The organism is Flavobacterium sp. (assembly GCF_003525665.1).
In the GTDB taxonomy this organism is placed as follows: Bacteria; Bacteroidota; Bacteroidia; order Flavobacteriales; family Flavobacteriaceae; genus Flavobacterium.
Genome location: NZ_DQDX01000026.1, coordinates 1 through 15,405, shown reverse-complemented (window position 1 = coordinate 15,405; position 15,405 = coordinate 1). Strand labels below are relative to the sequence as shown.

General features: G+C 33.1%; 12 protein-coding genes. 2 read left to right on the top strand and 10 right to left on the bottom strand.

Annotated elements, in window-relative coordinates:
• The first annotated feature begins 87 nt into the window (after positions 1-87).
• Positions 88-1,749 (top strand): GLPGLI family protein, encoded by a 1,662-nt coding sequence (locus DIU01_RS01680; protein ID WP_290831527.1) that lies wholly within the window; start codon positions 88-90, stop codon positions 1,747-1,749.
• Positions 1,750-1,791: 42 nt separating this feature from the next.
• Here the strand turns inward: DIU01_RS01680 and DIU01_RS01675 are convergent, their stop codons facing one another.
• The 8 genes from DIU01_RS01675 to DIU01_RS01640 form a co-directional block, all read right to left on the bottom strand.
• Positions 1,792-1,962 carry a hypothetical protein gene (locus DIU01_RS01675; protein WP_290831526.1) on the bottom strand — a complete coding sequence of 57 codons (171 nt, stop codon included), beginning with the start codon at positions 1,960-1,962 and terminating at the stop codon, positions 1,792-1,794.
• A gap of 1 nt (position 1,963) precedes the next feature.
• Positions 1,964-2,539, bottom strand: a complete 576-nt coding sequence (locus DIU01_RS01670; protein ID WP_290831525.1) for a zeta toxin — start codon at positions 2,537-2,539, stop codon at positions 1,964-1,966.
• A gap of 1 nt (position 2,540) precedes the next feature.
• Positions 2,541-3,902 (bottom strand): pyridoxal-phosphate dependent enzyme, encoded by a 1,362-nt coding sequence (locus DIU01_RS01665; protein ID WP_290831524.1) that lies wholly within the window; start codon positions 3,900-3,902, stop codon positions 2,541-2,543.
• 176 nt (positions 3,903-4,078) lie between these two features.
• Entirely contained in the window at positions 4,079-6,019 is a 1,941-nt protein-coding gene (locus tag DIU01_RS01660; RefSeq protein WP_290831523.1) for a putative porin, read from the bottom strand.
• A 105-nt stretch (positions 6,020-6,124) separates the two neighbouring features.
• On the bottom strand, positions 6,125-7,159 hold the full coding sequence (locus DIU01_RS01655; RefSeq protein WP_290831522.1) for a hypothetical protein: 1,035 nt from the start codon (positions 7,157-7,159) through the stop codon (positions 6,125-6,127).
• 15 nt (positions 7,160-7,174) lie between these two features.
• Positions 7,175-8,017, bottom strand: coding sequence for a hypothetical protein (locus DIU01_RS01650; protein ID WP_290831521.1), 843 nt, complete (start codon positions 8,015-8,017; stop codon positions 7,175-7,177).
• An 11-nt stretch (positions 8,018-8,028) separates the two neighbouring features.
• On the bottom strand, positions 8,029-9,600 hold the full coding sequence (locus tag DIU01_RS01645) for a SusD/RagB family nutrient-binding outer membrane lipoprotein (RefSeq protein ID WP_290831520.1): 1,572 nt from the start codon (positions 9,598-9,600) through the stop codon (positions 8,029-8,031).
• Positions 9,601-9,612: 12 nt separating this feature from the next.
• A complete protein-coding gene (locus DIU01_RS01640) occupies positions 9,613-12,681 on the bottom strand; it encodes a SusC/RagA family TonB-linked outer membrane protein (protein WP_290831519.1) in 3,069 nt (1,022 codons plus the stop codon).
• Positions 12,682-12,879: 198 nt separating this feature from the next.
• Here DIU01_RS01640 and DIU01_RS01635 point away from each other — a divergent pair, with 198 nt between their 5' ends.
• Positions 12,880-13,479 carry a ribonuclease HII gene (locus DIU01_RS01635; protein WP_290831518.1) on the top strand — a complete coding sequence of 200 codons (600 nt, stop codon included), beginning with the start codon at positions 12,880-12,882 and terminating at the stop codon, positions 13,477-13,479.
• A gap of 16 nt (positions 13,480-13,495) precedes the next feature.
• Here DIU01_RS01635 and lipB read toward each other — a convergent pair whose 3' ends face one another.
• Together lipB and DIU01_RS01625 are read right to left on the bottom strand one after the other, a co-directional pair.
• Complete coding sequence (gene lipB / locus DIU01_RS01630) at positions 13,496-14,203, bottom strand: lipoyl(octanoyl) transferase LipB (RefSeq protein ID WP_290831517.1); 708 nt, start codon at positions 14,201-14,203, stop codon at positions 13,496-13,498.
• A gap of 106 nt (positions 14,204-14,309) precedes the next feature.
• Positions 14,310-15,047 carry a hypothetical protein gene (locus DIU01_RS01625; protein WP_290831516.1) on the bottom strand — a complete coding sequence of 246 codons (738 nt, stop codon included), beginning with the start codon at positions 15,045-15,047 and terminating at the stop codon, positions 14,310-14,312.
• Between the last annotated feature and the right edge of the window lie 358 nt (positions 15,048-15,405).

The following is a 15,405-nucleotide window of genomic DNA, read 5'->3' as shown; positions in this document are numbered from 1 at the left end:
ATTTTCTGTATCGACTTTGAAATACTAAAGTAATAAAAATGATAATATGTTTTCAAAATTTTATATTTGTAACATAAAATAAATGAAATGAACTATTACCTCCTGATTTTACTTGCCTTTTTTTCATTACAATCTAATGGTCAAAACACTTATAAAATTACTTATTTAAAAAGCTCCAACGGAAAGTTGATTGCAAATCAAGACCCAACAATCGTTTATTCTAACGACTTTTTGACAAGAGTAATTTCTAAATCAATTGATGAAAATAAAATAGTTTATCCGTCGGAATATTTTAATTTGAATAGAAAATCGAATATGTTTATTCAAATTGCAGCGTTAAATTCAGAGAAAACTATTGCTACAAATGACAGTACTTCGTTAGCAAAACAATCATTTGAACTATTAAATGAAACTAAAAAAATATTAGGTTATAATTGTAAAAAAGCAAAAACTATTATCAATTCAAATACCATTGAACTTTGGTATACGAATGATTTAAAAATAAAAGGCGCGCCAACACAACTCGGACAAAATTTAGGTTTAGTTCTTGAAATGGTTCGCAACGGAAACTTTGTGATTGCTGCAACAAAAGTTGAAAAATTAAAGAAAATTCCAGAATTTCCAAATAAAGAAACTTTTATAAATTCATTTGACTTATTGACTTATAGAGATTTGCTTTGGAAAAGTAGATTTACCACACTTTCAGTTTTTAAAGACGAAATCATTAATTTTTCGGATGCATCCAAATCTAATGATAGCATTTTACGATTTGCAAACGGAACTGTAATCTTGAGAAAAATAAAAATTCCTGCTATTGCAAAAGGAAGTCAGGTTTTTATAGATGTAACCGAGCAATCTAATGGCGATGCTTATGACAGAACTGGTTCGGTTTTTATGATTCCGATGGATAAAAAAAGTTCCTTTTTAGACGGATTGCAAAACGGAGTAAAATCGCTTCCTATTTATGAAAACGGAAATGGAAAACAATACCAAGGAATAATTGCGACTGATGATTATTCACCAATAATCGAACTGATGCGCTTTTTTACACCTTTTGGAATTAAGCAATACAACACGATTCAGTTGAAAGACAAAACTTGGGAAGAACGTGTAAATTACCGACAAGACATTTCTGAACTCACTGCTGCGATTGACAATAAAGAGATTTATATTGGAACTTTTATTGGAAATTATGATAAAGGCGGACATAAAGTTTCGGTAAATATTACGATTCATCCAGAGGAAAATGGTGTTGCAAAAGCTTCCAATGTGATTCCGATTTTTAATTCGACCAATGTTATGGAAATGGCTGGGCAGGAATATGGAACATTATTTAATTCTGATAAAGGATTGATTGTAAAATTTACTTTGGCGAAAGATTTGAAAAATGCCAAACTTCGCTACATAACAACTGGTCATGGCGGTTGGGAAAATGGAGATGAATTTGTACCAAAGAAAAACACCTTGTTTTTAAACGAAAAAGAAGTGTTTCATTTTACACCTTGGAGAGAAGATTGTGGTTCATACCGATTGTATAATCCAGCTTCTGGAAATTTCCCTAACGGATTATCATCTTCAGATTATAGTAGATCCAATTGGTGTCCGGGAATGGTTACCAATCCGGTTTATATTGAATTAGGCGATTTGAAAGCTGGAACTCATTCTATTCAAGTGAAAATTCCGCAAGGAGCAAATGAAGGAACAAGTTTTAGTTCGTGGAATGTTTCTGGCTTATTGCTTGCAGAATAATTTGAAAAACGAATTTTACGAAATTTCATAAAGTAAAAGTACTTAAAGTTTGCGCAGTTCAGAAGCTTTTATGGTGATTACTTTACCGTCACGCATAATAACGACCGATTGATTTTTTTCAATTTTGGATTGAATCATTCGTTCAGAAGATAATTTTAAACCTTTTAGAACTTTGGAAATAAATTCTGTATGACTTTCTTTTTTTTCTTTCATGTTAACTAATGTTAGACTTTAACAAAATCCAAGATTCATTATTTGCGATTATTGCTTCAGATTGAATTCCTTCTGCAATTAATTGTGGTGTTTCATCGGAGTTATCAAAAACAGCCCAATCGTCACACAAAGGTATATAAATTTTAAATAAGTTTGTAATTCCGCGAGAATATCTTCTTGCAATAACATCTGTTGGAATATTATGTCCGCCTTCAAGAACTCTAATTGCAACACGGTTAATTGCCATTTCTATTGATGGCAACCAAAAAAATAAAAGTTTTACGGTGTAACCATTTTCTTTGGCTTCAAGCAGTCGATGTTTGTATGATTTGGTTGATAAGGTAGTTTCGAAAGCAAAATTTTCATTTCCTTTAAGTAAGGTATCAATGCGTTCTAGCATTATTCGTCCTGCTTCAAAAGCTACTTTTTCTGGTTGAAATGGAGATAATCCGAATGCAATATTGTCTGCATTAACGAATTCTTTACAATCTAAAATTTCGGGTAAAATTGTCAATGACGCAGTTGTTTTTCCTGCGCCATTGCAACCTGAAATTATATAAATTGTTTTTTCTTTCAAATTATTTTATTGAACCAATAATATCATATTTTGTGATAATATGATGTTTTCCGTTTCCTAAATCTACAAGAACAGCTTGATTGTCTTTTGTAAATAATTTAGAAACTTCTTCAATAGGCGTTCCTAATTTTACAATTGGATACGGTTTTCCCATTACTTCTTTGATAGGTTTTTCTGCTACATCTTTATCTGTAACATAACTTTGAAACAAATCGGATTCGTCTACAGAACCTACAAAACCTGTGATATCGATTACTGGAATTTGAGAGATTTTATATTTACGCATTCTTTCGATAGCGTGTGAAACCAATTCTTCTGTACGAACGATAACTAATGGTTTATCGATGTGATCTTTGATTACGTCTTCGGCTTTTGTAATTTCTTCGTCTAAGAAACCGCGTTCGCGCATCCAATCGTCGTTGAACATTTTACCTACGTAACGACTTCCTGAATCGTGGAATAAAACTACAACAACATCGTCTTTCGTGAAATGTTCTTTTAGTTGATGCAAACCTTTTACACATGAACCAGCAGAATTTCCAACAAAAATTCCTTCTTCTAGTGCGATTTTACGAGTGTAAACGGCAGCATCTTTATCGGTTACTTTTGTGAATCCGTCAATTAGAGAGAAATCTACGTTTTTTGGAAGAATGTCTTCACCAATTCCTTCTGTGATGTACGAATAGATTTCGTTTTCGTCAAAAATTCCAGTTTCGTGGTATTTTTTGAAAACCGAGCCATAGGTATCAATTCCCCAAATTTTTATGTTTGGATTTTTTTCTTTTAGGTATTTACCGATTCCAGAAATAGTTCCTCCTGTTCCTACTCCAACTACGAAATGCGTGATTTTACCTTCTGTTTGTTCCCAAATTTCTGGCCCAGTTTGTTCGTAATGTGCTTGCGCGTTTGATGGATTATCGTATTGATTTACGTACCATGAATTCGGAATTTCTGTTCCTAATCTTTTAGAAACTGAATAATACGAACGTTCATCGGTTGGTTCTACATCGGTTGGACAAACGATAACTTTTGCTCCAACCGCGCGAAGAATATCCATTTTTTCTTTGGATTGTTTGTCGGTGATTACAAAAATACATTTATAACCTTTAACTATTGCAGCAAGAGCTAAACCCATTCCGGTGTTTCCTGAAGTTCCTTCGATGATTGTTCCGCCTGGTTTTAAACGTCCATCGGCTTCGGCATCTTCAACCATTTTTAGTGCCATTCTATCTTTGGTAGAATTTCCTGGATTGAAAGTTTCTACTTTTGCAAGGACTAATGCATCAATTCCTTCTACAACTTTGTTTAGTTTCACTAGCGGCGTATTGCCTATAGTTCCTAGTATATTTTCTGAATAATTCATAATTACGATTTGATATTGCAAAGGTATTGATAATAAAATGGTTTTACAACACCTTGATTTTAGAGAAAATGGAATACCGCTTAACCCTGATTGCAATGGAAAGCTTCCGATTTTTATCGGAACTTGGAATGGAAAGCAGGAAAATGGTTTAGAAAAAGGTACTATCGATTACGTTTCTACTGAAAGAAATTCCACACTAACCCAAAGCGAACCATGAAGTCGCGATAAGGTGTATTTGGTGCTGAATAGAACTTGTTTCCTGTAAAACCAGAGTTAAAATGTTCGGCTTTTACGAAAATTCTGGTTTGACGAATTCTAGCGTTTACGAAGAAATCTAACATTGGGAAATTACCTTGTTTTGTGTCATTTTGTGTGAAAAATTCGCCCAAAACAGAGTTGTAATCGTCCATAGAATATTTTGTAAAATAGTTTAAGGTCACACCTGTTTGAAGAAATAATGCTTTCTTGAAGAAATAATCGGTGAAGTATAGCGTGTTTCTAGAAACGATTTGTGGGACGTTTAGAATATTGTCTTCTTGCGATACATTTTGGTACAGAATGGTGTTGTCTAGTGCAAATTTCTTATACTTTATTTCTTTGCTGACTCTGAAAGAAAGATAGCTTATAGTGTTTTGGTATTGCTTTGGCGAAACCAGCTGAACGTTGTAGGTAGCATCGTCGTCGGAAAAATAAAGGTAATCGTTAAGCGTTGTGAATTCAGCAGAAGCATTCAGCCATTGCGTGTTGGCAGTTACTTCGATTTTGTTTATTTTTTCATTGTCAAAATTATTCTTCCAGTTGTAGTTTTCATAGCTACTTTGGTGAAGTATAAAGTTGTGATTAGGAATTCGACTTATGTTTTGGTATTGCAACGAGAAGTTGTTTTTATCGTTAAGTTTGTAATTTACATTGGCATCGATTGTAGAAAAGGTTTGATTTGAAATTGCTTTACTTACTAGAAATTTACCTTTCCAGTTGTTTTTTTGATATTGATATTGTCCGCCAAGTGCATTTATTCTTTCGGACAATTGGTTTGGAATAATACCATCTTCAAGAATTAAAACTTTATCGTATTTGTAAACATATTTAAAATCTTCAACGAAAAACTGAAACAGACCTAGTGTTTTATTTTCGTATGTTGCACCAAGTTTGTTGTAAAGTCTTTGATAACGCGTTTGGTCGTTAATATTGCTAACTACATAGGAATTTCCAAATCGGTTAAATGGAACATTATTAATTGTCTTTGAAATAGTTACTTGATTGAATTCGAAAAATTTATTTTCAAGATTAAATTGGTGATTTATGTATAAGTTATTTGAAGATTCCTTACTATTGACTCTGAAGTTATGATCTATAAAAAATCTTTTTCCTTTTAAAAATGACTTAGCATCATCTAAAAAAACTTGAAGACGCGCACGATTTTTAAAATCTTGGTCATCACTTTCGAAATCGTCTAATGAAACTATACCTCCATTTTCACCGTTTAAAATGTCTTGTCCTGTGAAATGTCCGTTGATTAAATATCGTTTATTGGCAGTAACATAACTAGTTGTAAATCTAAAATTTCCAATACTTGATAATTGATTAATGTATTTACCTAAAGATCTTAATCCTCTGTAGCCAATAGAAAAATTAAATCTTTCTGATGTATTTGCAGTAATTAATGCATCAACACTTTGTCCTTGTTCCATAACCGTCTTAAAATACAGCTCTGTTAAAGGTGTTGCTACAGAATAGTAATTAATATCATCAAGTTGTAAGTAACCAAATTGCTTTGATCTAAAACCAAAATCAGGATATGGATTGTATTGATTTAGACCAAAAAAAAGTTTGTTGTATGTTTGACCTTCGTTAGCAAATTGCTGCAAACCGAAAATATCTTTCCTTAAATAATTGTACTTGTATTCGCTTTGAATAGTTAATGAAGTATCTACATAAGTTGTATCTCTTTCTAAAGTATAAATTTTATATTGTTCATGCTTTGCCTTGGGTGCAACTAATGGTGGTTTTGTTAAACCGGTTTTAGTAGTATCTCTTCGCGTCAAACCTAGGCTAGGATCTTGAGCAAATGCTGAAATTGATAAAAAGAAAAAAGCAAAAAATAAGTGAAATTTCATTGAATATAATATGAATGGCAAAAATACACAAATAGAACAAATAAAATGTTAAAAAAAAGACCATCCTAAAAGGATGGTCTTAAATATTACATAAAAAATAGATTACTATTTTTTGCTTCTTTTAATTTTTTTGATTTTTTCAATCAAACTAGCGTAACGACCAGAACCTAACACTGCAGCAGTATTAAAATCTTTCAATACATAATTAGTTCCAGTTTTAGTAACAATAGCAATTGGCACATAACCATTAGGGTTACCTTGAGCAACACCACCTGTAGAATACTTGAATTTTCCAGTCATATCAGTTGTATGAGCGAAAGAACCTTTTTTACCCATTGTAACTTTTACAGGAAAAATAATTTCACCTGATTTTGGCACAGAACCAGCAGCTACAGTTCTAGAATAAAAACTTGGCATAATAACGTAGTCACCATTAGGGGCAGAAGCGCTAATTGTAGCTACTGCAGGACAATTATCATAATCAAATTCTAAAACATTAGAAATCGATGCATCATAGATTTCTAAATCGAAATCGAAAGAACAGTATCCATGCTTTAAGTTATCAACACCAACATATTCTGTATCTAATACAGTACCATGAGGACTTGGGAAATTACCAGCCCATGCCATCTCTACATCAAAATTTGTAGAAACTTTATTATTAATTGTTAAATTAATTTTGTCTTCACCTTCAGGGAATAAAGCAATACTGTTACCTGCAGAAGATAATTTTAAAACTAAACTTTCTGAAGCCTCAGCATTAAAATCTTCTAAAGCATTAATATCAAAAGTTAAAGAAGTAGTGTAAGCTGGAATAACTAATTTATATCCAATTAAACCCCAACCATCATCAACAGTAGTTTCAATATCGATTGGATCATTTAAACCATAAGAAACAGAGAAGTCTCTGAATGCTCCAGTTCCGCTTAACAATTCAATCTTTAAATCAGTCGCAACATTTTGAGGTTCGTCCAAAGTCAAGGTCACTTGACCAGTTGCACCTTCAACCAGTGTTAAACTAGAAATACTAGCTTTTACAGTTGTCTTGTTGCTTTTAGTAAAAGTAGTATCATCATTACAAGAGGATAATAAAACTAATGCAGCAACAGCAAATAAATTATAATTTAATATTTTTTTCATTTTAAAATAAATTTTTTAGTTAGCTCTAGTGTAAACACCTGTATAAGTTTGGTTACCTGCAGCAAAAGTAATCTCGTAAGTTACTTTAAATTGATTAGCATTTAATACCTTTCCATCTTCACCTGTAGTACTTAAACCACGTAGTAAATTAGAATATGCTCCTCCTAAGTTTTGTGAAGCAACACTTAAGTCATCACAAATATCAGTAAAATAGAAACCTGCAAAAGGAGCTGGTGGTGATAATTGAGCAACTGTAAAAGTTCCAGATGTTGTAGTTCTAAAATAGTTTACACCTTGGTAACTTACATTTTCGTTAAGACGAGTAACAGTAGCACCATCACCTCTTGTTACAACAACAGAATACAAACCGTTAACTTGAGATAAACAACCAATAAAATTAATTGTTACTCGTTTATTTTGGTTTGAAATTACAAAACCTTCTTTATCTACAGCAGTAATATCTAAAACTAGAGACGTTTTAGCAGTTGGATTAAAGTTACCTGTGTTAATGTTTAATGGCAATAAACCAAAAGACTGTCCAGCAGGAATAGTCACTGTACTTGAAGTATTTACCCAGTTATACTCTACACCTACCACAGCAGTTGTAGCAGCTGTATTAACCGCATAAGTTACAGTTACATCTTCATTATAAGGAGCACCATCACCAGTACCTAATAAATCAAATGGAAACTCTCTTAAAACCACACCTTGATCAGCGAAGAAAGGTACATTTTGTGTAGTTTTTAAAAAACCAACAACTCTAGGAGTATCACCAAAACTTGCGTCCGGCAAATTACTATCGTCAGAACAAGAAATTCCAACGATAGCTAAAGCTAATAATACAATTATTTTTTTCATATCTTTTTTTTTTAATTTATAGGTTCAGCAACTGGTGGAGTAACATCCCAGAAAACAAATGTATTGAATACATTAGCTACAGTCTGAGTAGGAACGTTTGCAGAGTTACCAGACAACTCAGATGTTGGATACATTAATCTATTTGGCTTAGAAGGATACTGAGCTGTTGAAGCACGTGGCACTCTTGGGAAACCAGTTCTAGTATATTCAATAAATGATTCAATACCGTGAATGTTCATTAAAGCAATTCTTTTTTGATACATGATAGCTTCAATTTTGTTAGGTGTTGCACTCCAACCTTTACCAACTTGCGAATCAACCGCTGTTATGTAAGTCCCAGCTGTAGCACCAGTCATAACAAATGATTGATTAATTGCTGCATCGAATAATGCTTTAGCATTACCTGGCAAATAACCTCTGTGAACAGCTTCTGCTTGCAAAAACAAACTTTCTGAAGCAGTCATAATAAACCCATTTTGAGCTGAAGCAGTAGCAGATGTAGTTGCACCAGCAGCAGTACCAACTCCTGTGTTAGGGAAAAATGCGATTCCAAGTTTAGAAATACTTAGTGGCGCAGTTCCTCCACCTCCATTTTGAGAAGCATCACCTTGTTTAACACCAACAACATTTCCTCCAACAACAGTATATTGTCTTGCACGTCTTGGATCTGGTGGACTTGTATTTAAGTTAGCAGCAATATTAGCACTAGCTCCAACAAATCTATAAGATTGTGTTTCGCTTGAACCATTTAAAGTTAAACCCCAACGGTTGTAAAAAGGATTTTGTCTTGACTCACTGTTATTAGAATAACCTGGGTTAATAGTAGCAGTTTCACCAACACCAATAAATGTAGCTCCATCAGCAACTAACTCAGCAAATTTAGTATTCAAATAAGTTTGAGTTGCAGCATCAGTTAAAGCTAACTCCGACTGTCTGATCAATAATCTTAATTTAAGAGTATTTGCAAATTTGATCCATTTGCTCATATCACCACCCATAATAACATCTTCACTACCTACAGCTTTTGCAGTAGCAGGAGCATTTTGAATATCAGTAATAGCTAAATCTAATTGCTCATACAAATCTCTATAAATATCCTTGTCATTGTCATAAACTGGTGCTAAGTTAGCACCACCTTGATGAGCTTCAGAATAAGGAATATCACCATATAAATCTACTAAATATTGAAAATAATAAGTTTTCATAATTCTAGCAATAGACTTGTGGTTTTCATAGTTTGGAAAATCACTGTTTATGATGTTAGAATAGTTAGCAGTATTCAAGTAGATATTATTCCAAATCCCTTGATAAAAACTAGCATTGATAGCTAATGAAAATTCATCAGCATAACCACCTGTGAAGGCATTTACGTTTGCACCCCAGTTGTTCATCCATACGTTTCCAAGCTCATTAGCTGTTGTAGCTATTGTTCTGTAAGAATTTGAATGAGCAGCAGCTAAAATTAAATTAGGTGGAACAATATCTGCAGTAGGGCTATTAGGTGTATTATTTACATCTAAAAAGTCACTACATGAAAATAGCGATAAAGCTATAAAAGGTAAAAATATTTTTAATGTTTTCATGTGAATATATTATTAAAAAATTACATTAAGACTAAAACCGAAAGTTCTAGTTGGTGGGTATTGACCAGTAACAGCTAAACCAGCACCATTACCACTTGTGTTAGCAAATTCTGGATCGTGGTAACCTCTATTTTCTTTTGGTAAAATAACGAATACGTTTCTTGCGTTAACACCGAAAGTAACAGATGATAAACCTGTATCAGCAAGAATAGTTGATGGTAATGAATAACTTAAACTTAACTCACGACATTTGAAAGCAGTAGCATCAAGAACATAATTTTCAGTAACATCTCTATACTCGTTAGAGAAATAATTTAAATAATCTGTGTAAGTAGTTCCACCTGTAATAGTTCCTGTGTTAGGAGCATATACACCCGGAGTTGCTGTAGTAACAACAGAATTAGGGAAAACAAAACCTCTACGACCGTTTTCAGCAGATTCTACTACGTGACCAGACCATGATAACCAGTCTTTAGTTCCAGCCCAAAATTTGTGACCTGTTCTAAAATCAAATACACCTGCAAATCTAATACCTTTGTATTCAACAGAACCGTTAAATCCTAAGATATAATCTGGAGTAGCTTGACCTAAAATTTTGAAAGCAGCAGTTTGTAAAGGATTACCAGTTGCAGCATCAATAATAACAGCACCATTTTCATCTCTTTCGTAAGCAGTACCTTTAATTAAAGGAAACTCTTCACCAACAGTTGCGAAAATACCAACGTCAGCAGCAGATTGAATAGCAACTTCATCTTGATCAGCAGTTACAGCTTTTACAACAGTTTTGTTAGTTGCATAGCTAAAACGAGCATTCCATTTAACATTAGCATCTTGCTTGCTAGAGAAACCTAAGTCAATTTCAAAACCATCAGTAACTGTTTTTCCAATATTTCCTCTTGAAAATGAAACACCAGTAGTTGAAGAAGTAGTTTGATTTGTAATTAAGTCACTGTTATCTGAACGATAAGCAGAACCATCAAGTGTTATTCTATCATTGAAAAACCCTAAATTAACGATAACCTCTTTAGTAACTGAAAATTCTGGACGAATCAACGGATCTGTAATTTGAGTACTTTGAACAAAAGAGTTCAATGATCCAAAAGGATAACCTGTACCTTGACCTAAAATTGCTTGAATAGCATAAGCAGGAACGTTAGAAGCGTTACCTACTTTCGAAACGTTCGCAGCAACCTTAGCACTACTTAAACCTTTTTTATCTTTCAAACCATCAAAAGCTTTTGTAGGTACAAAAGATACCCCTGCAGATGGATAGAATAAGCTTCTTTCTGTTTTATCTAATCTAGAAACCCAGTCATTTCTTGCTGTTAAGTTCACGAATAAATAATCTTTGTAATTTAAATCCGCATTAGCAAATAATGCAAATCCTCTAAATCTTGTTTGACCATTTGATCTAGTTGGTTCACCAGTAATATTAGAAATATTATAAAAACCAGGAATAGTTAAGTTACTTCCACCTACAGAAGTAAAATCACTGAATGAATCTGTAACGTTATGACCTAATTTAGCTTGTAAACCAATTGATTCAGTTAACTCATAGTCAAAATTAGTCAAGAAATCCGCATAGATTGTTCTAGATGATTGATTATTTGTATCAAATGATGAAATAACCGTTTGATCTCCACCACCTAATTTAAGTAAATCAACATATCCATTAACGTGACCTCTGAAGTTAGAAGACGATAACTGAACGTTAGCTCTGTAATCAAAACTAATGTTTTTGTTTAATTGATACCCTAAAGTAGCATTTCCACTAATAAAACTAGATCTGTTATTATTTCTTACATTTTCTCTTAACCAATATGGACTGTTGTAATATGAAGTCCAGTGGTGTTGTTGAGAAGGACTAGAAAAACGACCTACAGGAATATTTGTTGCAGTTTGTAACAAATCTGTAAAAAGACCAGATGATGTAGTTTCAGTTCTAGTACTGATATAACTTACGTTTCCACCAATCTTCCACTTACCAGCATTTTTACCAGCTCTAAATAAGAAAGTAGATCTATCTAATTTATCATCTTGTACAACAAACTCTGTATTTTGTTTGTTTGCAGATAAGAAAACATAACCGTCTTTTCCTCCAGAAGAGAAATCAAGAGAGTTTTGCAAAATCGAACCATTTTGGAAAAATTGCTTGATATTGTCTTTAATTGGAGAATATGGAGACATAACATAAGTACCATCAGCTTGTAACATACCTACAGGTCTTGATACTCCATCCATTTCTGCACCCCATGCACCATTTTCGTATGCAATGTGTTGTCCATTCCAACCTTGACCATATTTAGTTTGTCTTTCTGGCAAGAAAGCAATATCTTGATAGTCATAAGAAGATGTAAAACTAATTTTTGGTTTTTCGTTTCTCGTACCTTTTTTAGTATTTACAATAATAACCCCGTTAGCACCATTAACACCATATAAAGCAGCTCCTTGAGCACCTTTAATAATGTTAACAGATTCAACTGTTTCTGGAGCTAAAGCTGTAAAAACACCAATTGTAGAGATAACATCATCAATAACAATTAAAGCCTCGTTGTTTCCTGTAAGAGAACGGTTACCTCTAAGAACGATTCTTGAAGTTGGATTAACACCATTATTAGTAGTATTAATTTGCAAACCTGAAACCTTACCAACTAAACTCTGCGCAATGTTAGGGTTAGCCGCTTGAGTTAATTCTTGAGACTTCACTAGTTGAGTTGAAGAAGTCTCTGCTTCTCTTTTCTTTCTAATACCCATTGCCCCAGTTACTAATACTTCATCTAGCGCTGTAGCTGATGGCGTTAATTTCACGCTTATTGTATTAGATGCTCCAACCACTTTTGATTGATCAGCTAATCCAATGAAAGAGAAAACTAAAGTTTCTCCAACACTTACTTTGATAGAATATCTACCATCAATGTCTGTGGATACCCCACGAGTTGTACCTTTAACAAGTACGTTAGCACCTGGTAATGTCCCACCTGCGTCTGACACCACACCTGTTACAGTTTTCTCTTGTGCAAACGAAAACTGCATTGATAACGCTACTAATAGCGTAAAAATCCATTTGAACTTCGATCTCATATTAAATTTATTTGAGTTAGTTATTCCGCAAACTTCTTAATAATTTCTTAAATAAACAAATAATACTTCGGAATATTTTTATTTATTTATGTTAATTTTATTTGCGTAATTCTAACGATGTGGTTACAATACATTCAATAGATGCAGAATTATGCAATAGGTTGCGTTAATTTTTATATTTTTATCAAAATTAATTTTATGTTAAATTTAAAGTTTTCCAACTTATCTATTGAGTGTGGTACTGACGAAGCTGGACGTGGATGCTTGGCCGGACCAGTTACTGCTGCAGCCGTTATATTACCTGATGATTTCGAATTAAATCTCCTTAACGACTCGAAACAATTGACTGAAAAAGTCAGAGAAAAATTGAAACCAATTATTGAAGAAAAATCAATTTCTTTTGCAGTTACGCATCTAGAACCATTAATTATTGATAAAATAAATATTTTAAACGCATCAATACAAGCAATGCAGGAATGTATTATCAAGTTAAATCCAAGGCCTCAGTATGTAATTGTTGATGGTAACAGATTTAAGCCAGTGGAAAACATTCCTTACAGCACAATTGTAAAAGGTGACTCAAAATATATGAGTATTGCCGCGGCATCGGTTTTGGCTAAAACCTACCGAGATGAATATATGAATAAAATTCATGAAGAATTCCCGATGTATAATTGGAAACAAAATAAGGGCTATCCAACCAAAGAACATCGTGAAGCAATAAGAAAATATGGTACAACCAAATACCACCGAATGAGTTTTAGATTATTGCCAGAGCAACTTCTTTTAGATTTATGATTGTAGCATGACGATTTTAGATTGCAGAAGTAAAAATCTCGGCTTCAAAAAGATTTTGAAAATGTTTGAGTATTTTTTCTTTGATTTCATCTTCATCAATTGCTCTACCTAATTCAGCATGAAGTGAAGTAACCGCTTTGCCTTTTATACCACAAGGAATGATATTATCAAAATAACCTAAGTCTGCGTTGACGTTTAGTGCAAATCCGTGCATGGTAACCCAACGACTTGCTCGAACTCCCATGGCGCAAATTTTTCTTGCAAATGGCGTTCCTACTCCAAGCCATACACCAGTTTCGCCTTCGCTTCTTGTACCTATTATATTATATTCGGCTAAAGTTAAAATTATGACTTCTTCTAGAAATCGTAAATACTTGTGAATGTCTGTAAAGAAATTTTCTAAATCTAAAATTGGATAACCTACAATTTGTCCTGGTCCGTGATACGTGATATCTCCTCCTCGATTTATTTTATAGAAAGTTGCTCCTTTTGCTTCTAATTGCTTTTCTGATAATAACAAATTAGAAATATCACCGCTTTTCCCTAATGTATAAACATGCGGATGTTCTACAAAAAGAAAATAATTGGGCGTTTCATCATTTTTCTCTTCTCTCCTATTTTGGATTTTCACTTCTACAATTTCCTTGAATAATTGTTCTTGATAATCCCAAGTATCTTTGTAATCTTTATTTCCTAAATCTTGAAGTTTGATTTTCTTATTCATGGTGCAAAGTTACAAAGTTTTCTACAGATGTTGTATTTTGAATTTCTACAAATAAAAAAGCAACATCTATTTTACTAAATGTTGCTTTAAATTAATAGGTGTAAAATTATTTTTCGAATTCTACTTCAAAATTTAATTTGTCTGGATTGTCCATGTATTCATTAAACGGATATTCAATGGTAATTGATTTTCTATCTTCGCTAAAAAGCGCTGTTGAATTAGAAACTTTTTTTACTCGTTTTGGAAAATGATATTTTATAACATATGTTGATGATTCAAATATCATTTTATAGGCTTCAGCTGAATCGTTTTCTACTTCAAGAACTTCCTTTTTTAATACGGTTGCTTTTCTTGTGAATTTTTTTCCGTCGTAAGTATATTTCAAATCAGAATTATTGCTTCCTATTCCGCCAGCAGCTAAAAGTGGATTATCGGAACCTTTTGCAGATCCTTTTACTTGATCCATTGTTGCCATAGCATCTTGCAAATCGCCTACACTTTTAAAGTCGGTGAACATGGTAAATAAAAACTGTTTATCGGTAGGATTCATTTTGGTTCTAACCGAAAAATTTTCCAATTTCTTTAAACGCTCTTGATCTGCTTTTGGAAGTTTGGCAATACTATCTCTTTTGTCGGCAAACATATCTTTGAAAGAAAATGTGGTATCGACCGCTTTTTGCGATTTGATAGAATCTTCTGGAACCATAGCCATTAATCCCGAACCGTCCATGTCGATGGAGAATTTTCCTGTTCCGTCTTCGTTTAAATAAATGTTTTCTGTGAAGGTGCAACTCGTTAACGTTATAGCAAACAAAAGCACTACTAAATAGTTAATGTATTTCATAATTAAGTGGTTGATTAGTTTACAAATATATAAAAATAAATTACTTCTTATCCCGAAGCTTCGGGACTTATGGCAGTGGCATCCTTTTTCTTTATTTTCAAAGAAAAAGATAGAACGGACAGCAGGAAAATGGATTACAAAAACGCCCAAGCGATTCGCTCCTTTTAAAAAGTGTTCAGTGTTCAGTGGTCAGTGGTCAGTGGTCAGTGATCAGTGTTCAGTGTTTAGTATTTGGTGGCAGTTTGCAGTTACGCTATTACCTATAAACTTTTAAACTATAAACTTTTAAACTATAAACTATAAACTATTAAACTATAAACTTTTAAACTATAAACTTTTAAACCATAAACTTTTAAAC